Source organism: Pseudomonas sp. MCal1, from assembly GCF_026341415.1.
In the GTDB taxonomy this organism is placed as follows: domain Bacteria; phylum Pseudomonadota; class Gammaproteobacteria; order Pseudomonadales; family Pseudomonadaceae; genus Aquipseudomonas.
Map to the genome: position 1 here is coordinate 34,515 of NZ_JAKUMP010000011.1, position 19,288 is coordinate 53,802.

Here is a 19,288-nt window from a genome sequence, read left to right on the forward strand (position 1 = left end):
AGCGCGCAGAAACGCAGCCTGCGAGGGCTATAGCAGGAGCTGTGCCAACGGGGAGAGGGCCGGTTTAGAGGGGTTGGGGAGATGGGTTGAGCGGGATTTTGCCGATGAGCCGGAATGAATGAGCGGAAATCCGCTCACTCGGGCTCGGATCGTTCCCACGCTCTGCGTGGGAATGCCTCAATGCGGGGATCAATCGGGCACGAACATTTCCCGGGTCAGACCATGGCGCTGCATCTTTTCATTGAAGGTTCGGCGCGGCAGTTGCAGTTCTTCCAGCACGGCTTTCACATCCCCCTTGTGCCGGGTCAAAGCGGCCCGCAGGCACTGCGCCTCAAACGCCTCTTGCTGCGCCGCCAGCGACTGCCCCGGATCGATACCTTGCACCGGTTCATCCAGCCCCAGCACCTGCCGTTCGGCGACGTTCGCCAACTCACGAACATTACCTGGCCAGTCATGGCTCAGCAGGTGACTCAATTGCGCACCACTGAGCGGCGGAAAAGACCGCCCCAATCGCTGAGCGGCGCTTTGTGCGAAGGACTCGAACAACAACGGAATGTCCTCCCGACGATCGCGCAGCGGTGGCAGGCGCAATTCGGCAACGTTCAGGCGATACGCCAGGTCCTCGCGAAAACGCCCGGCCCGGGCCTCATCCAGCAAATCGGGTTTGGTCGCCGCGACGATGCGCAAGTCCACGCGAATGCTCTGGTTCGACCCCAGCCGTTCCAGTTTCTGCTCCTGCAACACCCGCAACAGTTTCACCTGCTGGGCCAGCGGCATGCTTTCGATTTCATCGAGAAACAGGGTGCCGCCATCGGCGTATTCCAGTTTGCCGATGCGCTTGCCGGAGGCCCCGGTGAACGCGCCGCTCTCATGCCCGAACAATTCGGCTTCGAACAACTGCTCGGGGATCGCCGCGCAGTTCAGTGCCACGAACGGCTTGTCGGCGCGCGGGCCGAAGTCGTGCAGGCAGCGGGCAACCAGTTCCTTGCCGCTGCCGGTTTCGCCACGGATCAGCACGTTGACCGGCAATGTTGCGAGGTCAAGCACCTGCCGGCGCAGGGTCTGCATACCACGGGACACGCCGAGCAGCGTCGCATCCAGTCTGGCGCGGTTGTCGGCCTGTTCGTGCAGGGCGCGGTTTTCCAGCACCAGCCGACGCTTGTCCAGCGCCCGGCGCAGGCTGCCGAGCAGGGCCTCGGGGCTGAAGGGTTTTTCCAGAAAGTCGTAGGCGCCATCGCGCATCGCTTCGACCGCCATCGGCACATCGCCGTGGCCGGTGAGCAGAATCACCGGCAGGTCGGCATCCCGGCGCTGCACTTCGGCCAGCAGTTCAAGACCGCTGAGACCGGGCATGCGCACATCGCTGAGAATCACCCCGGCAAAGTGTTTCGGCAGCGCCGCCAGGCATTCCTCGGCGCGGCTGAACAGCTGCACCTCGAACCCGGACAGGCTTAGCCATTGCTCGACGGCGTTGCGAATGCTGCTTTCGTCATCGACCACCATCACTGAGTTGAGCATCAGAGGTGCGCCTCCAGATCGATCGGCAAGGTCAGGCTGAACACTGCACCGTTGTCACCATTTTCGGCGCACAGGCGCCCGCCGGATTCATGGACGATGGCGAACGATACCGCCAGTCCCAGACCCAGCCCGTCACCCACAGGTTTAGTGGTGAAGAACGGATCGAATACCTGACCCAGATGTTCTTCGGCAATGCCGCCACCGTTGTCGATGACGCTCAGGCGCCACAGTTGTTCGTCAGCTTCCAGGCGGATTTCCAGACGCTTGCACGGCTTGCCCTGCATCGCATCGAGGGCGTTGCGCAGCAGGTTGATCAGCACTTGTTCGAGGCGAATCGCGTCGCCGCGCACCCAGGCCGGACGGGTCAGGTGCAGCACCAGACTGACCTGTTCATCACGCAGGCGCGCATCGAGCAATTGCAGCGCCTGATCGACCACCGTCGCCAGGTCCAGCCGTTCGCGCAAGCCGCTGGGGCTTTTGCGGGCAAAGGTTTTCAGGTGGCCGGTGAGGGCAGCCATGCGCGTGAGCATTTCGTCCACCGGTTTGAGCGCCTTGCAGGCGTCATCGACCCGACCGTGATCGAGCAGCAGCCTCAGAGTTGCAAGCTGCATGCGCTGGGCGGTCAGCGGCTGATTGATTTCGTGGGCCAGCGCAGCGGACATCTGCCCCAGTGCCGCCAGTTTCGCTGATTGCACCAGACCTTCCTGGGCGGTGCGCAAATCCCGGGTGCGTTCCTCGACCAGTTGCTCAAGCTCTTCGCGGCTGCGCTGGCGCATCTTGGCCAGACGCCAGCGCTGGTTGAGGAACAGCAACAGAAACACCAGCGCCAGCCACACCCCGGCGGCGGCGAGCCCGGCATTGCGCTGGTCTTCGAAGGACACTTGCGGACGCCGCAGCAGGTGTAGCGTCCAGCCTTCGGCGGTCAGCGGCAGCGATTCCCACAGGTAATCCGCCGTGCCTTGCGGGCCTTCGACGCGGCGCAGTTCGCTGTTGTCATCAAAGCGGCGTAGCGACAGATGAGTCAGCGGCACCAGCGATTGCTTGTCGTATTGGCGAGTGCGCTTGATCTCTCGGTAATCGGCCGGGCTCAGCGGGTGCAGCAGGCGGTAGCGCCAGTCGGGCTGGTTGGCAATGAAGATGATGCCCCGGGCATCGCTGACCAGTAGCGTATCGCTGCCCTGGCTCCATTCGCGCTCCAGCTCCGGGAATTCGAGCTTGACCACCATCGCCCCGAGGAACTCGCCGTTGTCGCCGAGCACCGCGCTGGACAGGAAATAGCCGGGAATCCCGCTGGTCACGCCGACTGCGTAGAAACGCCCGGTGCCCTGGGTGCGGGTCTGACTGAAATAGGGGCGAAAGCCATAGTTGTGGCCGACGTAACTGCTGGGCAGACGCCAGTTGCTGGCGGCTACCGCAAGGCCGGTGTGATCGAGCAATTCAAGGGTGGAGGATTGTGCGGCGCCGTTGATTTTTTCCAGCTTCAGGTTCAGCGCCGCTTGCTGCTCGGCATTCACGGGGCCTGCCAGCGCCGCACGCAATTGCGGGTCCAGCGCCAGCACGGCGGGCAAGGCGCGATAGCGGTCGATCAGGGTGTGCAGCGAGTTGGCATACAGTGCCAGTTGCTGGTTGGCCCGGGCGGCGTCTTCCACCAGCGCCTGGCGTTCGGCGTGACGGATCGCAAACGTTGCAGCGAGGGCGGCGCCGGCGAGGATCAGCAGGGTGTATAGCGACAGACGCAGGGTACGGGAAGTCGGCAGCATGCTGGGGCAAACGGATGGCAGGACGGGCGGGCACGATACCATGCAGATGTGGAGGCAGGGGCCCCGTTCATAGGCGCTATGAGCATGCGGTACTTTTTGCCGATATCGATCACTGAAGGCGGCGACAATTGCGCACGAAAAAACGCTCTGCATAGTTTGGTTGTACGGATTTTATACACTCAAAAAAAAGGCCGGCTCTCCACTTGGATGAGCCGGCCGTTTTTATATGGCAAATAGCTTACTGCACTTCTACCGCCAAGCTTTCGCTGATCTTCTGTTGCCAGATCGCAGGACCGGTGATGTGCACCGACTCACCTTTGCTGTCCACCGCAACGGTGACCGGCATGTCCTTGACCTCGAACTCGTAGATCGCTTCCATGCCCAGTTCGGCGAACGCCAGAACCTTGGACTTCTTGATCGCTTGCGCCACCAGGTAAGCGGCACCGCCGACGGCCATCAGATACACGGCCTTGTTGTCCTTGATCGCGTCGATGGCGGTCGGGCCGCGCTCGGACTTGCCGATCATGCCCAAAAGGCCGGTCTGCTCAAGGATCTGGCGGGTGAACTTGTCCATCCGCGTGGCGGTGGTCGGGCCAGCCGGACCCACCACTTCGTCACCGACCGGATCAACCGGGCCGACGTAGTAGATGAAGCGGCCTTTCAGATCAACCGGCAGGGTTTCGCCCTTGTTCAGCATCTCGACCATGCGCTTGTGCGCAGCGTCGCGACCGGTGAGCATCTTGCCGTTGAGCAGGACGGTTTCGCCCGGCTTCCAGCTCTGCACCTCTTCCGGGGTCAAGGTGTCGAGGTTGACGCGACGGGCCGACGGGCCGGCTTCCCAGACGATTTCCGGGTAGGCGTCCAGCGGTGGCGCCTCCAGCGAAGCAGGGCCGGAACCATCGAGCACGAAGTGCGCGTGACGGGTCGCGGCGCAGTTCGGGATCATGCACACCGGCAGGGAAGCTGCGTGGGTCGGATAATCCATGATTTTCACGTCGAGCACGGTGGTCAGGCCACCGAGGCCCTGGGCGCCGATGCCCAGCTGGTTAACCTTCTCGAACAGCTCCAGACGCATTTCTTCGATGCGGTTCTGCGGGCCACGGGCTTTGAGCTCGTGAATGTCGATGGACTCCATCAACACTTCCTTGGCCATCACAGCGGCTTTCTCGGCGGTGCCGCCGATGCCGATGCCCAGCATGCCCGGTGGGCACCAGCCGGCGCCCATAGTCGGAACGGTCTTGAGTACCCAGTCGACGATCGAGTCGGACGGGTTGAGCATGGCCATTTTCGACTTGTTCTCGGAACCGCCGCCCTTGGCCGCCACGTCCACTTCCACGGTGTTGCCCGGAACGATGGAGTAGTGGATGACCGCCGGGGTGTTGTCCTTGGTGTTTTTACGAGCGCCCGCCGGGTCGGCGAGGATCGAGGCACGCAGGACGTTTTCCGGCAGGTTATAGGCGCGGCGCACGCCTTCGTTGATCATGTCGTCCAGGCTCATCGTCGCGCCATCCCAGCGCACGTCCATGCCCACACGCACAAACACGGTCACGATGCCGGTGTCCTGGCAGATCGGCCGGTGGCCGGTGGCGCACATGCGCGAGTTGATCAGGATCTGCGCCATCGAGTCACGGGCCGCTGGCGATTCTTCGCGCAGGTAGGCTTCGTGCATCGCCTGGATGAAGTCCACGGGGTGGTAGTAGGAAATGAACTGCAGGGCGTCGGCAACGCTCTGAATCAGGTCGTCTTGCTTGATCACGGTCATGAGTCGCGCTCCTCTAAAAGACGGGAACATTCAATAAGGTGCCTGCGGCTTGGGTGCATCGGTCGGTCGCAGACACCTTTCAAGGCACGCCGGGGCTGCTGGCGCGACGCTAAAAAGGCGCGGCAGTATACCGCGCCTCGGTGGCGGGCACATCTGCCGGGAGTCATTCGTTGGTCGCATGGCTGCAGGTTTTTGACGCCAAATACCCGGCCCGAAAATCAATGGTCATTTATCGACCGGGCCACTAAAGTGGCAGCCGGTCTGTAGAGTAGGACACTCGGTCAGCCTCTTATCGCACGGTGAGTCAACGATTGACCCATAACGCCATTCAACGTCTTTTGCTCAAACGCTTCGCCCTCGCTGCAGCCACCTATGGATTGGCTCTGCTGCTGCTGTGGCTGGCGTATTTCACTGGTCACTACAACGATTCGCTGACCGGCGTCGCCGTCGGCAGCGCGCTGGTGGTGATCAGCCAGGCGACCCTGTTCGCGGTGTTTTTCTCGGGCGCCAACCTGCGCTTCTCCGATCCGAGCCTGACTGAAGCACAAGTAATGCTCGGCCTCGGCTGGCAGACGTGGCTGATCGCGCATCTGGAAGAAGCCCGGGGCGAGTTCCTGGTCTTTTATGTACTGATCCTGTTGTTCGGCCTGTTCCATCTGTCACGCCGGGCATTCGTGCGCTGCGCGATGCTGGTGTTCTTCAGTTTCTGCGCCATCACCTTGTGGGACGGCTATCACTTCCAGTTACCTGACCCGGCGCTGGCCGCGTTGCAGGTGTGCCTCCTGCTGATCGTGCTGGTGTGGCTGGTGATCTATGCCCGTTTCGTCCAGACCTCGCGGCAACGCATGCGCCAGCGCCGGTTCGCCTTGCAGGCGCATCAGGACACCCTGCGCGGGATGATGCGCCAGCTCGAAGATCTGGTCGCCACCGACGAACTGACCGGGCTGTTCAATCGCCGGCATTTTCTGCGCCTGGCCACCCGCGAGCTGAACGCGATGGAGGCCGACGTGGTACATGGTCTGGCGCTGATCGACCTCGACCACTTCAAGCGCATCAACGACCTGCACGGCCATGCCGCCGGCGATCAGGTGCTGCAAGCGTTCGCCGGGGTGGCCGGTGCCTGCCTGCGCGACGGCGACGTGCTGGCGCGTTATGGTGGTGAAGAATTCGTGGTGCTGCTGCCCGATTGCAACGCCGAGCGCCTGACCGCCTGTTGCGAACGCCTGCGCATCGCCTTCACCGACGTTGAACTGGTGGGCCTGAATGTGAAAAACCTGAGTCTTTCGGCCGGCATGACCTTGCTGGAACTGGGCGATGATCTGGACGAAGCCTTGCAGCGCGCCGATCAGGCGCTGTACCGGGCCAAGCGTGACGGGCGCAACCGTTGCGCAGCGGCGTGGGAGAACGTCGATGCCTGAACTGCGGGTCGGTGAGCGACAGTGGTCGGTGGCGGCGGGCAGCAATCTGCTCGATGCGCTCAATCAGAACGGTGTAGCGGTGCCTTATAGCTGCCGCGCCGGCAGTTGCCACGCGTGTCTGGTGCAATGCGTGCGGGGTTTGCCTGCTGACAGTCGTCCGGATGCCCTCAGCGCGGAGCAACGCGATCAGGGCTGGCGCCTGGCCTGTCAGTGTCAGGTGATCGAGGATTTGCAGGTGCACACCTTCGATCCCGTCACCGATGGTCGTCCGGCCACGGTCGAAGCGCTGGACTGGCTCGGCGACAGCGTGTTGCGAATGCGCCTGACACCCCAGCGGCCGTTGCGCTACAGCGCCGGCCAGCATCTGGTGCTGTGGGCCGGCCACATCGCGCGGCCGTATTCGCTGGCGAGCCTGCCGGAGGAAGACCGCTTTCTTGAGTTTCACGTTGATTGCCGCGAGCCCGGCGAATTCAGCGATGCCGCGCGCCGCTTGCAGATCGGCGACCCCATCCGCCTCGGCGAACTGCGCGGCGGTGCGCTGCATTACGACCCGGACTGGCACGACCGGCCGCTGTGGCTATTGGCCGTCGGCACCGGGCTCGGCCCGTTGTTCGGGGTGTTGCGCGAAGCCTTGCGTCACGATCATCGGGGCGCCATTCGTGTCATTCACCTGGCCCATGATGCCGACGGGCATTACCTGGTCAAACCCCTTGAGGCACTGGCCGCGCAGCGGGAAAACCTCAGCGTCGAATGCTGGACGGCGGCCGAGTTGCCGGGCGCTTTGGCGCAACTGCGACTTGTCTCCCGACAAACCCTGGCTTTAGTCTGCGGCTCGACTGCCAGCGTCGACGCGTTTGCCAAGCGTCTGTTCCTGGCCGGACTGCCGCGCAATCAACTGCTGGCCGATGTCTTCCTCAGCCGTGATTGAGCGCTGAATTCCCAGACGCGAGACCTGCCATGCCCGAAGCCATCCTGCTGCACCGCGAACGCAGTTTGCTGACCCTGCGCCTCAACCGCCCGGACAAGAAAAACGCCCTGACCCGCGCCATGTACAGCCAGTTGGCCGAGGCGCTGAAACAGGCCGGCAGCGACCCGGAAATCAACGCCGTGCTGATCACCGGCAGCACCGAGTGCTTCACCGCCGGCAACGACATCGCCGACTTCATCCAGCAACCGCCGAGCGACCTCGACAGCCCGGTGTTCCACTTCATGCTTGAACTGCTCGAATGCCGCAAACCGGTGATCGCTGCCGTGGCCGGGGCGGCGGTGGGGATCGGCACCACGCTGTTGCTGCATTGCGATCTGGTTTATGTGGCGCGGGATGCGCGGTTGCGCATGCCGTTCGTCAATCTCGGGTTGTGCCCGGAGTTCGGTTCCAGCCTGATCCTGCCGCGTCTGCTCGGGCAGGCCAAGGCGTCGGAACTGTTGCTGCTCGGTGAAGGTTTTACCGGTGAGCAAGCGGCGCAATGGGGGATTGCCACCGAAGCGCTGGGCAGTGGCGAAGCCGCATTGTCCAGGGCGCGGGAAATGGCGCTGCGGTTTGACGAGCTGCCGGCGGAGGCGGTACGCATCAGCAAACAATTGATGCGCGCGCCGGATCGGGAATTGATTCGCAAGGTGATCGAAGAGGAGGGGGCGTTGTTCACCCAGCGGTTGCGCTCGCCAGAGGCGTTGGCGGCGCTGACCGGGTTCATCAAACGGCATTGAAATATTTGCCGACTGCCGACTGCCGACTGCCGACGCGCACCTGGCGCTCGCACCCCGAACACTGATCGTTCCCACGCTCTGCGTGGGAATGCAGCCCGGGACGCTCCGCGTCCCATGCCGAAGCGGACGCAGAGCGTCCATTGAGGCATTCCCACGCAGAGCGTGGGAACGATCAACAAAATCCAACCCAGAAATGAAAAAGCCCCGCCATTCACATGGCGGGGCTTTTCGTTTTCAGCAACCGGTCACTCAGACCTGCGGGTCGCCCACGTGCAGGATCTTCATGCCGTTGGTGCCGCCGGTGGTGTGGTAGCTGTCGCCCTTGGTCAGGATCACCCAGTCGCCTTTCTCCACAACGCCGCGCTTGACCAGCTCGTCGATGGCTTTCTGGCTGACTTCGTTCGGGGCCAGCGACGCCGGGTCGAACGGCACGGTGTACACGCCACGGAACATTGCCGCGCGGGCCTGGGCTTCGCGGTGCGGAGTGAAGCAGTAGATCGGCACCGACGAACGGATACGCGACATGATCAGCGGGGTGTAGCCGCTTTCGGTCAGCGCGATGATCGCCTTGACGCCCGGGAAGTGGTTGGCGGTGTACATGGTCGCCAGCGCGATGCTCTCGTCGCAACGCTCGAATTCCTTGCCGATGCGGTGGCTGGACGTCTTGCTGGTCGGGTGCTTTTCAGCGCCGACGCAGATGCGCGCCATCGCCTGCACGGCTTCCAGCGGGTAAGCGCCGGCAGCGGATTCGGCCGACAGCATCACGGCGTCGGTATAGTCGAGCACGGCGTTGGCCACGTCGGACACTTCGGCGCGGGTCGGCATCGGGTTCTGGATCATCGACTCCATCATCTGGGTCGCCACGATCACCGCCTTGTTGTGGCGGCGTGCGTGCAGAATGATTTTCTTCTGGATGCCCACCAGCTCGGCGTCGCCGATTTCCACGCCCAGGTCACCACGGGCAACCATCACAGCGTCGGAAGCCTTGATCAGGCCGTCGAGGGTTTCGTCGTCGGCCACGGCTTCGGCGCGTTCGATCTTCGCCACCAGCCAGGCAGTGCCGCCGGCTTCGTCGCGCAGTTGACGGGCGTAGTTCATGTCGGCGGCGTCACGCGGGAAGGACACGGCGAGGTAGTCGACTTCCATTTCAGCGGCGAGCTTGATGTCGGCCTTGTCTTTTTCAGTCAGGGCCGGTGCGGTCAGGCCGCCACCGCGACGGTTGATGCCTTTATGGTCGGACAGCGGGCCGCCGATGGTCACGACGCAGTTCAGCTCGGTGGCGGTGGCGGTTTCAACGCGCATGACCACGCGGCCGTCGTCGAGCAGCAGCTCGTCGCCCACGCCGCAGTCCTTGACCAGGTCCGGGTAGTCGATGCCGACAACCTGCTGGTTGCCTTCAGTCAGCGGATGGCTGGTGGAGAAGGTGAACTTGTCACCGATCTTCAGCTCGATGCGCTTGTTGGCGAATTTGGCGATGCGGATTTTCGGGCCTTGCAGGTCACCCAGCAGGGCGACGAAGCGGCCGTGCTTGGCAGCGAGGTCACGCACCAGCTTCGCGCGAGCCTTGTGCTCGTCGGGGGTGCCGTGGGAGAAGTTCAGACGGGCGACGTCCAGGCCAGCCAGAATCAGCTGTTCGAGAACTTCCGGCGAGTTACTGGCCGGGCCAAGGGTAGCGACGATTTTGGTACGACGGACGGACATGCAAAGACTCCTCAAGTTCAAGCGCCAGCGAAGGCTACTATGCTCTTGGGGTGTAGTCATTGTTCGTTTGCACTACTTAATACTTTCTTTATTGAACACGGCAACTTTGGGACAAACGCGCCTGAAGATTTCCGACCAGGGGTCGATACAGAGCACAAGACAGGAGAACCCCCATGCGATTCGTGCCCATTGCCGCCCTTGCCCTCAGCGTCCTCGCCGTCACGGGCTGCACCCGTTGGTCGATGAACCATCATTTGAACAACGCTTACAGCGCCTATGACCGGGGCAACTGCGAGCAGGTGATGCTCGAGCTGTCCAAGGTCGAACGCGCCAGCCGGGCCCGCCCTTACGTGTGGCCGGAAGTCTCGATGATGCGCGGCCAGTGCCTTGAGCGGCAGAAAATGTTCGTCGATGCGGCGCAGACCTACCAGTTCATCATCGCCTCGTACCCCAACAGCGAATACGCCTACCGCGCCCGTGCGCGTCTGGAAACCCTGCAGAGCCTGGGTCACTACCCGACTCGCAGCGCAGCCGCCGTGGTGCGTCCAACCCGATTCTGATGGCGGTTGTCATACAGAGGCTGGCTGCTTGTATAGGGTGAGCTATAGTCGAATGACACCGGTGCAGATCGGTATCGGTATCGGTATCGGTGCAACACCTGCGACTGGCGTGAGATGCACTTGGCGAGCACCACACCGGGAGTGGGGAGAGCGGGTCTGACGCACAGTCCCGTTCCGAAGCGAGAGTGCGGCTCTGTGATAGAGCCTTGCATGGCGAAATGCGTATGTTTACCGACCGTCGAATCGAACGACATCAGCTGCCGTATTTTCTGCGAGTGTTCAACAGAGTCACCGACAAACCCATCGGTTTTCTGGGCAACGTGTCCGAAGATGGTTTGATGCTTATCAGCCAGTTGCCGATGATGATTGGTGCCGAGTTCAACTTGCGCCTGAAAATCCCCTTGGGCGAGGGCTGTCAGCAGGTCATAGACCTGACGGCGTGCTGCCTGTGGTGCCACGAAGACGCGACCCCTCGACACTACGACGCCGGCTTCAGCCTGTACCGGACGCCGCCCGAGTATGGGCAGCTGCTCGAGGCGTTGAAGCAGTACTTCAGTTTTCAGCCGTTGCCGGCCTCGGCCTGAAAACCAAAAGGGCCACAACCTGCTGAAGGTTGTGGCCCTTTTTTCTTACTCTCTTATTGCAATCGCCCGTTCGTTATCCAGTGTCTTCTCCACCAGCAACAACCCTAACTCACTCAACTGATAGATAGCCATCGCCAGATGTCTCGGCTTGTCGTCCAGGCTGTCTGCCAGATCCAGCAACAGAATGCTGACCGAGGAAAAGGTTTCGTAGGTTTGGATGGCGATGGCTTCTGGGTTGATGTCCGGATCGACCTTGAACATCTGCATGCCACGATCCACGGAATTGCGTGATTTTTCAGCTTTGGGGTTGAGGTAGAAGTCGAGGGCCCGATGAGCCGCGTCGTGGAGTTTTTTTGAATCGACGGAGGCATAGGGGGAGATTGGATCGGTCTGATCAGTCTTGTCAGTTGGATCGATATCCGAAGGCGGATTTGGTGTTGCTTTGAACATACCTAACTTCCTAATAAGTTGGGCTGTTACCGCTTCGCGACTAAGCGAGGGGGTGGCAGCTGTAAGCAGGTTAGTCGACCGGGGAAGTAGGCTTTTTCCGGCGTGCCCGGGGGCACCCTGCTCACAGCCACCATCGAGTGCAGGGATAGGGAATACCCGACTGGACGATGCGTTTGCAAACCTATCTTACCTCGGGCGACTAAACCCGGCCGCTGATTGGCAGCGACGGGATCAAGTTACGGGGCAACGCCAAGGTGCACAAGCCAGCGGATTCGCGCTTATATGTAGGCAAAAGCGTCACATGTTGTAGCCTCAATTCCACCGTTTTTTTGTTGTCCACAAAAAGCGAGAGAACAACAGTTTTGCATGTCTTTTGAGGTTTTTTACACGTGGGGCAGGGCCAGTGTAGTCGTAGGCAAAGGGGTTTTTTTAAGAACCGAGCAGTAAGCCCCCCCCCAGTTAATGATTGGTTTTAGAGGACACGAAGCATAGAAGAATTACATCAAAAGATCTTGGGCATAGGTGAAAGCCAGAAAGCTTTTAGCTGGGACGTTTTCCCTTCAGCTTGGCCAAACCTTGCTTGATGAAGCCAGCGTTTTCTCCAATTGTAAAAAGTGCTTCTCGGACGTTGTTTCCGGTCTCCACCATTCCCTGTGCTTCGACTTGGAGTACTAATTCCATCAGAGCGGCTTCCAAGCCAAGTTGATTCTGATACATCCTTTCCAGCACGTCTGATAGAGAGTATTGAGCGGCCATTTTTAGGCTCCTTTTTGCAAAAAACCAAGCATAGCAGTGGCATTTGCGAGTGTTAGTTGGCTAGCGACTTCTACTCAACTGATGAGCTGCATCAGCTTGTGATGCTCCGCGGGTGAACTGAGCCAGCTTATTGTTTCGGACATTTGATTTTCCTAATTTTAATCTGGCCCCCCCGTGTGAATTTCACAAAGTGTTAGCAGAGTGCTCCAGATTTTTTCCAGTTCAGATATAGAGATACGAGCTCTGCGCCCAATCGTTCGGGACGAGTGTCCAGCACCACTATCCCCTGAGCGTCCAAGCGCTGATGAACTGTAGCTCGGGCGTTCAGGTAATCCACAGTCGCGCAGTAAGCAAGCGCTTCCTGCAAGGTTTGCACTGTCGCCAGTTGCGAAGGATCAAAGGCCTCCTCGCGTATACAGAGAACCAGCACCTGATGCTGTTGGCTCAAGTGTTTGATGGCGCTCAGTAGATCTTCATCATCCTCATCACGAAGGTTGGTCATCAATATGACCAGCGCTCGACGCTTCTGCCTCGCCAGCAACTGATTCACCGCCGCCGGATAATCCGCCGAACGTCGCGTGCTATCCAGATCGTAAACACCGTTGAGCAACACCTTGATCTGCCCTGCACCCTTGGCCGGCGCAATAAACCGCGGCTGGACACTGGCGAAGGTGAACAACCCCACCGCATCCCCCTGCCTTAAAGCCACATGGCTCAACAACAGACACGCATTCAACGCATGATCAAAATGCGACAGCTCTCCATCCTGACTGCGCATGTTCCGCCCGCAATCAAGCATGAAAACAATCTGCTGATCCCGCTCGTCCTCGTACTCTCGGGCAATCGGGGTGCGGTGGCGGGCGGTGGCTTTCCAGTCGATCTGGCGCAGGCTGTCGCCTTCGCGAAACTCCCGCAGTTGATGAAACTCCATCCCCTGGCCACGGCGTTGGCGCTGGCGCACGCCGAGCTGGCTGAGCCAGTGGTCGACTGCCAGCAGTTCACCGCCGTAGAGGCGGGCGAAGTCGGGGTAGACGCGGGTGTGGTCGGTGATGTTCAGCAGGCGTTTGCCGGACCACAAACCCAAGGGGCTCGGCAGGTTGAGCTCGCAGGTGTCGAAGGTGAAGTGGCCGCGTTTGAGCGGGCGCAGGCGATAGCCGATCAGGCTGCGCTGGCCGGGTTGCAGCTCGGTGTCGAGTGGCAGGTTTTCGAAACTCAGGCCATCGGGTACGTGATCGAAGATCTGAATGGCCAGTGGTTGGTCGAAATCATGTTCTACCTCCAGCCGCACTTCGCTCCAGCGACCTAATGCCAAGCTGCCGGGCATCTGTCGTTGCACGCGGGGCGAGGGCAGGCGCTTCAAGCGCAGCGCGTCCAGCAGGCTCAGCGCGAACAGCGCCAGCAGCAAACCCCAGTTGATCGACAACAGGCTCGATGGCACTTCCACATCCAGCGCCTGTAACGCGCCCAGCACAATGCCGATGGCCAGCAGAATTGCCAGCCAGATCAACAACCGACGCGAGGGTTTCACAGGCGCGGCGCCGGTACTTGGTCGAGCAGTTGCTGGAGCACCTGATCGACTTGCAGCCCTTCGATGTCCAGTTCCGGTGCGAGGCGCACCCGGTGACGCAGCACCGCCAGCGCGCAGCCCTTGATGTCGTCCGGGATCACGAATTCGCCGCCGCGCAACAAGGCCCGGGCGCGGGCGCAGCGCACCAGTGCAATGGAGGCGCGAGGTCCGGCACCGAGGGTCAGCCCCGGCCAGGTACGGGTGCTGCGCGCCAGGCGCACGGCGTAATCGAGCACTTGATCGTCCAGCGGCAAATCACTGGCGATGCGTTGCAGGGCTTGCACGTCCTTGGCCTGCAACACGGTGCGCAGCGGCTGCACGTCGAGCATGTCGGCGCGGGTCGAGCGGCTGACCTGCCGCACCATGTCCAGCTCCTGATCGGCGTCGGGGTAATCCATGCGCACCTTGAGCATGAAACGGTCGAGCTCGGCCTCGGGCAGCGGGTAGGTTCCTTCCTGTTCGATCGGGTTTTGCGTGGCGAGCACCATGAACGGCTGGGCTATCGGCAGGGCGCGACCTTCGAGGGTGACCTGACGTTCCTGCATCGCTTCGAGCAGGGCGGCTTGCGTCTTGGCCGGGGCGCGGTTGATCTCGTCCGCCAGCAGCAGGTGGGTGAACAACGGGCCTTTGCGCAGTTTGAACTGCTCGGTCTGCAGGTCGTAGACCGCGTGGCCGGTGACGTCGCTGGGCATCAGGTCCGGGGTGAACTGGATGCGCGCAAACTCGCCGCCAAAGCACTTTGCCAAGGCGCGTACCAACAAGGTTTTGCCGAGGCCGGGAACGCCTTCGAGCAGCACGTGGCCGCCGGCGATCAGCGCGGTCAGCACGTCGTCGATCACCGGGTTCTGGCCGATCAGCGCTTTCTGCAATTCGCAGCGCACTGCTTGGGCCAACTGACTGGCTCGCTGGCGTTGCTGGGCCGCGTGGCCGGGCGAGCCGGGTTCTATGTGTTCGGTCATAGCGTGTTCCTCAAGGCTTGCAGGTGGGCGACCTGACGGCAGAATTCGGCGTCGGACATGCGCCGCTTCGGTGCCGGGCTCAGGGCCTGGCTGATGGCACGGGTCGGCTGGCGGGTCAGACGCGACAGCACCAGCCATTGTTCGGCGACATTCAGTTGATCGAAACCGGGATGACGGTGACGGGCGCGGCGCAGGACGTCCTGCTGCAACGCTTGCAGCAAGGTCTGTTGTCCGTTGTGACGCAGGATGAAACCGGCACTGGCGCGCAGGTGTTCCATCAACTGCCGACGACTGCGCGGGGCGGGCGCCTGCACCGGGCCGTGACGCACGCCGACATGCCACAGCCACAGACCGATCAGCGCGAGCAGGGCGACGATGGCTTGTGGGAAATAGCGCCAGAGCAGGGTCGGCAGACTGTCGTGTTCGGTGTTGTACAACAAGGTCACGGCGGTGTCGGCGCTGAGGTACCAGAGCAGCCAGGCATTGTCGTGTTGCGCAATCGCCGGGGTTTTCCACAGGTCGGCGTCGGTGACCACGGTGATCGTGCCGAGGCCGAAAGCCAGTTGCATCATGTGTGTGGCTTTCGCGCTGTTGGCCCAGGCCTGGGCGAGGTTTTTCGGGTCGTCGAGGTGGAACGCGGTGTCGAATCCGGCATAGGCCGGGGCGTCTTCGTCTTCCAGGTAGAGCTTGGTCAGATTGGGGTATGGATCTTCGGCGGCATCCGGTGGCGTTCCCTTGAGATCCTTGGTGAAGGATTGATGCAGTTGCACGCGGTCGAGCAACAGGTCGTTGCTCTGGCCGGTCTTCTCATCCCAGATCGATTCGGCGACGAACACCAGCCGTCCGCCGGCCCGGGCCCAGTTCAGAACCTGATCGACCTGACGCGGAGTCATTTTCGAGCGGTCGTTGAACATCAGCAGTGTGTGCTGGCGCGGATCGATGTCGGGCAACACGGCGAGGCTTTCGGCGTGAGTGACCTCGATTCCGCGTTCGCGCAGAAACATCTCCGCCGCCAGATAAGGATTGGCTTGCGCGGCGGGGGACGGGCCATGATCGACTACGGCCTGGTAAGGCGTGGCCATGAGGTACAGATAAATGCCCAGCGCACCGAGCAGGGCGACGATAAGCGTGCCACCCGAAAGCCAGAGCGCACGCCGGTTCAACGGGCGGCTCCATGGCCAAACAGGGACCGCCAGCCATCACACAATTGCTGTTGCAGATGCGCCGCCGGTACGCGGTGCCCGTAGGCCATGTTCTGCCAGTGGCCTGTGAGGTGACGGCTGTAGGCGAGCAAGTCGGGACGCTGCAACTGTTCGATCCGGGCCAGCACTTCGTTTTCGGTGTCCGCAGGTTTCAGGGTCAGGTTGAAGTCGTGCAACAGATGACTGAGCAGTGCCCGGTACAGCAGGCCCAGTGCTGCGCGCGGCTCGGTTTGCCAGAGCTGTTCCGCGTGGCTGGCGATGTCATCGGGCAGGCTTTCCTTTTGCAGATCCAGCCCGAAGGCCTGTTGCGGCAAAGGCCTTTTGATCTGTTTGGGCAAGCGTGGACGGCGGCCGACGAACCCTTGCAGAAAATCCCGATAGCGCCAGACCAGCCAGCCAATTCCGGCGATCAGCGCGCCCCACAGCACGACTTCGATCGCCTTGGCGAGGCCCTCGAGGTGTCGGCCGTCCAGCCAGTCGAGCAGGGTTTTCAACCATTGCGGTGCTTCGCCTTCCTTGTTCTTTTCGGCAGCAGCGGGATCGTCGCCGAAGCGATAACGGGTGACGGTTTCCTTGTTCTTGAACGGCGGTTGTTCGAGCAAGGCCTTGATGCTGTCACGGGATGTCTGACTGGTCAGTGGCTGATTCAGGAGCCGGGGCGCATCCGGCGCGGTGTCAGGTTCGGCGGCCCATGCCGAGGGCACTCCCGGCAGCAGCAGGCACACCACCAGCAGCAAGCCGATCACGCTGCTGTTCAAACGCTGGCGCAAACGGCGGAACACCAGTTCGATGTCCCAGGCTTCGAGGACGGTGCGGCGGTTCAGGTAAAGACTGAAACCGCAGGCGACGTAGATCGGTTCCCAGATCACCAGGATCAGCGCATAGAACGCATTGGTCAGATGCTCCAGCCAGCGCCATTCGTAGTCGGGCGCGAAGATCAGGCTTTGCCAGTCCCAATCGGTTTCGACCTGTTGCGGCAGTAGCAGGTAGAACAACACCATCAGGCCGATCCACAGCGCCGTTTCCAGATGCACACCGATGATTGTCAGCCACTGCGCGGCGCCAGCGTTACGTTGCAACAGCACCTGCAAACGCTGCTGGCGGGCGTTACCGTCGAGGCCTTCGAGTTGCAGCACGGGCAGCAGGAAGCTGCGACTGAGGCTGAAGCGGCGCCAGGTCAGACTGGCGAGCAATTGTGGTTTGAGCAGACGCGGCCATTGGCGCAAGGCCTGTTTAAAGGTGGGTGTTTCGCCGAACAGTGCCTTGGAGAGGATGTACAACGGCAAGCGTTCGTACGCCGGTTTCAGCCACCAGAAGATGAACACGGCCAGCGACGGTGAATCCCACAACAGCAGGCTGAGCACCGCGAACAGCGGCAGGGTGACGATGGCCCAGCTGGTCATCAGCAGGCGCCGATGTTGCTGGCTCATGAGCACGCCCAGATCCATGGCTTCCCAGGTGGTGCGCGGACGGATTGCCACAGTTGCGTCACTCAGGCGCATGGCGGGTCCTTCCGGCGAACAGCAGATAGATCGCCACGCCGAGCCAGAGCCCGGCGCCGACCAGGTATTTGGTCTGCGGCGAAACCCCGATGCGTGACGACCAATACGCCTCGATAAACGCGGCGATCAACAGAAACAGCATGACCCCACAGATCAGCAGTACGCTCTGGCGCGCCGAATGTCTCAAGGCCTCGCCGCGCGTCAGGCGTCCCGGTGCTATCAGCGCCCAACCCAGTTTCAACCCCGCTGCACCGGCCAGGACAATCGCGCTGAGTTCAAATGCGCCGTGGCCGATCACGAACGGCCAGAAAGTCTGGCCAAAGCCGATCTCGGTGAGATGCCCGGCCACCGCGCCGATAGTCAGACCGTTGTAGAACAGGAAGAACGCGCTGCCCAGGCCCAGCAGCAAACCGCTGGCAAAGGTCTGAAAGGCGATGCCGATGTTGTGCATGATGTAGTAGCCGAACATCACCCAGTTTTCACTGGCGGCGCGCTCGGCCGAGCGCCCGAGGTGGCCGGCGACCGGATCGTACATGCCTTGCATCTCGCGCACCTGCTCGGCGGGGATAAGGTTGTAGATCAATTCGGGATTCAGATACACCAGTACCCCGAAACCGGCCAGGCTGCCGAGGAACAGCAGCCCGGCCACCAACACGAAAGGCCATTGCGCGCGAACCAGCCGGGGGAACCCGGCGAAGATGAAGCTCAGCAGGCTGGAACCAGTTTGCCGGCGATGACGGTAAAGCTGTTGATGGCCGCGCAGCACTTGCTGTTGCAATGAGTCGACGAGAAAACTGCTGTAACCACGTTCCTGCGCCAGCGCCAGATGCTGGCAGATTCGGCGATAGGCCTTGGGAAATTCTGCGACCTGCGACGTGTCCTTGCCTCGTTCGAGACGTTCGAGGGCGAGGGTGAAACGCTCCCATTCGGCCTTGTGGCGGGTTTCGAAAAGGCTTTGCTTCATGTCGGACCCAACAGGCCGCGAGCGATGCCGTTAAGCTCGCCAACGGCTTTCGGCGCGCTGATGTGCAGCGGTTGAGCGAGCAATGCAGCAAGTTCATTGACCCGCGCCGTCGATAGTTCCCCCTGGCGTTCGGCGAAAGCGAGCAGGGCGCGTTGTTCAGTCAGGGTCAGCGGGATCGGCGAGCGGCGGGGTTCGGCATCGGGCAACTGCGGGCGCTGGAGCGGGCGTTCGCTGTAGATCACCAGCGTGCCGGCAGCGATGTCGCCCAGGCGTTTGAAGGTCGGGTGTTGCAGGCAACTGATCGCCCCGAGGAAATAGCCGAACGGCATCAGGTCGACAAAACGCAGCAGGTTGCGCAACAGGGAGGCTGACCAGCCGACCGGCGTGCCATCGTCGTGCACCACCCGCAGGCCCATCCATTGCTTGCCCGGCGAGCGGCCCTGACGCAGCACTTCAAACAGCACCATGTACCACCAGCTCACCCCGAACAGCAGCAGTGATCCGAGGCCCATGCCGAGTTTGCCGAGCAGCGCCAGTAACATGAAAAGCAGTCCCAGGATCAGCCCGCGCAACCCCAGATCGATGGTGTACGCCACGGCGCGCACCATCAGGCCGGCGGGGCGCAGCGGCAGGTCGATGCCTTCCGGCGTTTCGACCTTGTGCCGCGTGTCCAGTGGCGGGGCCAGCGATGCTTTCCTTCGCGGTGCTGTGGTCTCGAGCATGGGCTACCTGATGTTGCCGGATCGGGATGCAAGTGCGTCCGATGCTAGCAGCCTCTCGGGGGGAAACGACATAACTATGTCATACACATTCTTCAACCAAAGGTGACTGAATGATGCGGTGCTGGCCGCGACGACGCTTGAACGCCTAGACTTTGC

Annotated in this window: 17 protein-coding genes; 5 read left to right on the forward strand and 12 right to left on the reverse strand. The window is 61.7% G+C overall.

All coding sequences use genetic code 11. From position 1 onward, the window contains the following. Nucleotides 1-189: 189 nt before the first annotated feature. The 3 genes from MKZ87_RS18790 to MKZ87_RS18800 all read right to left on the reverse strand — a co-directional run bounded on the left by MKZ87_RS18790 (nucleotide 190) and on the right by MKZ87_RS18800 (nucleotide 5,040). A complete protein-coding gene (locus tag MKZ87_RS18790) occupies nucleotides 190-1,518 on the reverse strand; it encodes a sigma-54-dependent transcriptional regulator (RefSeq protein WP_085697216.1) in 1,329 nt (442 codons plus the stop codon). Next, entirely contained in the window at nucleotides 1,518-3,278 is a 1,761-nt protein-coding gene (locus tag MKZ87_RS18795) for a sensor histidine kinase (RefSeq protein WP_234205891.1), read from the reverse strand. The genes MKZ87_RS18790 and MKZ87_RS18795 overlap by 1 nt, the downstream gene beginning before the upstream one ends. Before the next feature lie 238 nt (nucleotides 3,279-3,516). After that, entirely contained in the window at nucleotides 3,517-5,040 is a 1,524-nt protein-coding gene (locus MKZ87_RS18800; RefSeq protein ID WP_085697210.1) for a fumarate hydratase, read from the reverse strand. A gap of 311 nt (nucleotides 5,041-5,351) precedes the next feature. Between MKZ87_RS18800 and MKZ87_RS18805 the strand changes: the two genes are divergently transcribed. Genes MKZ87_RS18805 through MKZ87_RS18815 form a run of 3 tightly spaced genes read left to right on the forward strand, consistent with a single transcriptional unit; the run spans nucleotide 5,352 to nucleotide 8,165 of the window. Further along, entirely contained in the window at nucleotides 5,352-6,458 is a 1,107-nt protein-coding gene (locus tag MKZ87_RS18805) for a sensor domain-containing diguanylate cyclase (RefSeq protein ID WP_266201597.1), read from the forward strand. After that, nucleotides 6,451-7,386 (forward strand): iron-sulfur-binding ferredoxin reductase, encoded by a 936-nt coding sequence (locus MKZ87_RS18810; protein WP_266201599.1) that lies wholly within the window; start codon nucleotides 6,451-6,453, stop codon nucleotides 7,384-7,386. Before MKZ87_RS18805 ends, MKZ87_RS18810 begins: the two co-directional genes overlap by 8 nt. A 29-nt stretch (nucleotides 7,387-7,415) precedes the next feature. Next, the gene (locus tag MKZ87_RS18815; RefSeq protein ID WP_266201601.1) at nucleotides 7,416-8,165 is read left to right on the forward strand and encodes an enoyl-CoA hydratase-related protein; all 750 of its coding nucleotides are present in this window, start codon (nucleotides 7,416-7,418) and stop codon (nucleotides 8,163-8,165) included. Nucleotides 8,166-8,414: 249 nt separating this feature from the next. On the opposite strand, the gene pyk is transcribed toward MKZ87_RS18815, so the two are convergent. Then, complete coding sequence (gene pyk, locus MKZ87_RS18820; protein ID WP_085697206.1) at nucleotides 8,415-9,866, reverse strand: pyruvate kinase; 1,452 nt, start codon at nucleotides 9,864-9,866, stop codon at nucleotides 8,415-8,417. A gap of 173 nt (nucleotides 9,867-10,039) precedes the next feature. Here pyk and MKZ87_RS18825 point away from each other — a divergent pair, with 173 nt between their 5' ends. Both MKZ87_RS18825 and MKZ87_RS18830 read left to right on the forward strand, forming a co-directional pair. Continuing rightward, on the forward strand, nucleotides 10,040-10,426 hold the full coding sequence (locus tag MKZ87_RS18825) for a tetratricopeptide repeat protein (RefSeq protein WP_007951249.1): 387 nt from the start codon (nucleotides 10,040-10,042) through the stop codon (nucleotides 10,424-10,426). A 224-nt stretch (nucleotides 10,427-10,650) separates the two neighbouring features. Further along, nucleotides 10,651-11,010 carry a PilZ domain-containing protein gene (locus MKZ87_RS18830; protein WP_266201606.1) on the forward strand — a complete coding sequence of 120 codons (360 nt, stop codon included), beginning with the start codon at nucleotides 10,651-10,653 and terminating at the stop codon, nucleotides 11,008-11,010. 45 nt (nucleotides 11,011-11,055) lie between these two features. On the opposite strand, the gene MKZ87_RS18835 is transcribed toward MKZ87_RS18830, so the two are convergent. The 8 genes from MKZ87_RS18835 to MKZ87_RS18870 all read right to left on the reverse strand — a co-directional run bounded on the left by MKZ87_RS18835 (nucleotide 11,056) and on the right by MKZ87_RS18870 (nucleotide 19,132). Continuing rightward, complete coding sequence (locus tag MKZ87_RS18835) at nucleotides 11,056-11,460, reverse strand: DUF6124 family protein (RefSeq protein WP_234205887.1); 405 nt, start codon at nucleotides 11,458-11,460, stop codon at nucleotides 11,056-11,058. Between the two features lie 540 nt (nucleotides 11,461-12,000). Next, nucleotides 12,001-12,216 (reverse strand): hypothetical protein, encoded by a 216-nt coding sequence (locus MKZ87_RS18840; protein ID WP_115079009.1) that lies wholly within the window; start codon nucleotides 12,214-12,216, stop codon nucleotides 12,001-12,003. 193 nt (nucleotides 12,217-12,409) lie between these two features. Next, on the reverse strand, nucleotides 12,410-13,744 hold the full coding sequence (locus tag MKZ87_RS18845; protein ID WP_266201607.1) for a DUF58 domain-containing protein: 1,335 nt from the start codon (nucleotides 13,742-13,744) through the stop codon (nucleotides 12,410-12,412). After that, nucleotides 13,741-14,742, reverse strand: coding sequence for an AAA family ATPase (locus MKZ87_RS18850; protein WP_266201609.1), 1,002 nt, complete (start codon nucleotides 14,740-14,742; stop codon nucleotides 13,741-13,743). The genes MKZ87_RS18845 and MKZ87_RS18850 overlap by 4 nt, the downstream gene beginning before the upstream one ends. After that, nucleotides 14,739-15,905, reverse strand: coding sequence for a DUF4350 domain-containing protein (locus MKZ87_RS18855; RefSeq protein ID WP_266201611.1), 1,167 nt, complete (start codon nucleotides 15,903-15,905; stop codon nucleotides 14,739-14,741). Before MKZ87_RS18855 ends, MKZ87_RS18850 begins: the two co-directional genes overlap by 4 nt. Continuing rightward, nucleotides 15,902-17,446 (reverse strand): DUF4129 domain-containing protein, encoded by a 1,545-nt coding sequence (locus MKZ87_RS18860; RefSeq protein ID WP_266201612.1) that lies wholly within the window; start codon nucleotides 17,444-17,446, stop codon nucleotides 15,902-15,904. Before MKZ87_RS18860 ends, MKZ87_RS18855 begins: the two co-directional genes overlap by 4 nt. Continuing rightward, nucleotides 17,433-18,410: a stage II sporulation protein M gene (locus tag MKZ87_RS18865; RefSeq protein ID WP_266201613.1), complete on the reverse strand. Its 978-nt coding sequence runs from the start codon at nucleotides 18,408-18,410 to the stop codon at nucleotides 17,433-17,435. The genes MKZ87_RS18860 and MKZ87_RS18865 overlap by 14 nt, the downstream gene beginning before the upstream one ends. Beyond that, nucleotides 18,407-19,132, reverse strand: coding sequence for an RDD family protein (locus MKZ87_RS18870; RefSeq protein WP_266201615.1), 726 nt, complete (start codon nucleotides 19,130-19,132; stop codon nucleotides 18,407-18,409). The genes MKZ87_RS18865 and MKZ87_RS18870 overlap by 4 nt, the downstream gene beginning before the upstream one ends. Nucleotides 19,133-19,288 lie beyond the last annotated feature (156 nt).

Excerpts from the sequence above, each read along its gene's own strand:
- MKZ87_RS18790 (WP_085697216.1), bottom strand. The coding sequence starts at position 1,518 with ATGCTCAACTCAGTGATGGTGGTCGATGACGAAAGCAGCATTCGCAAC.
- MKZ87_RS18795 (WP_234205891.1), bottom strand. The coding sequence starts at position 3,278 with ATGCTGCCGACTTCCCGTACCCTGCGTCTGTCGCTATACACCCTGCTG.
- MKZ87_RS18800 (WP_085697210.1), bottom strand. The coding sequence starts at position 5,040 with ATGACCGTGATCAAGCAAGACGACCTGATTCAGAGCGTTGCCGACGCC.
- MKZ87_RS18810 (WP_266201599.1), top strand. The coding sequence starts at position 6,451 with ATGCCTGAACTGCGGGTCGGTGAGCGACAGTGGTCGGTGGCGGCGGGC.
- MKZ87_RS18815 (WP_266201601.1), top strand. The coding sequence starts at position 7,416 with ATGCCCGAAGCCATCCTGCTGCACCGCGAACGCAGTTTGCTGACCCTG.
- pyk (WP_085697206.1), bottom strand. The coding sequence starts at position 9,866 with ATGTCCGTCCGTCGTACCAAAATCGTCGCTACCCTTGGCCCGGCCAGT.
- MKZ87_RS18825 (WP_007951249.1), top strand. The coding sequence starts at position 10,040 with ATGCGATTCGTGCCCATTGCCGCCCTTGCCCTCAGCGTCCTCGCCGTC.
- MKZ87_RS18830 (WP_266201606.1), top strand. The coding sequence starts at position 10,651 with ATGTTTACCGACCGTCGAATCGAACGACATCAGCTGCCGTATTTTCTG.
- MKZ87_RS18835 (WP_234205887.1), bottom strand. The coding sequence starts at position 11,460 with ATGTTCAAAGCAACACCAAATCCGCCTTCGGATATCGATCCAACTGAC.
- MKZ87_RS18840 (WP_115079009.1), bottom strand. The coding sequence starts at position 12,216 with ATGGCCGCTCAATACTCTCTATCAGACGTGCTGGAAAGGATGTATCAG.
- MKZ87_RS18850 (WP_266201609.1), bottom strand. The coding sequence starts at position 14,742 with ATGACCGAACACATAGAACCCGGCTCGCCCGGCCACGCGGCCCAGCAA.
- MKZ87_RS18860 (WP_266201612.1), bottom strand. The coding sequence starts at position 17,446 with ATGCGCCTGAGTGACGCAACTGTGGCAATCCGTCCGCGCACCACCTGG.
- MKZ87_RS18865 (WP_266201613.1), bottom strand. The coding sequence starts at position 18,410 with ATGAAGCAAAGCCTTTTCGAAACCCGCCACAAGGCCGAATGGGAGCGT.
- MKZ87_RS18870 (WP_266201615.1), bottom strand. The coding sequence starts at position 19,132 with ATGCTCGAGACCACAGCACCGCGAAGGAAAGCATCGCTGGCCCCGCCA.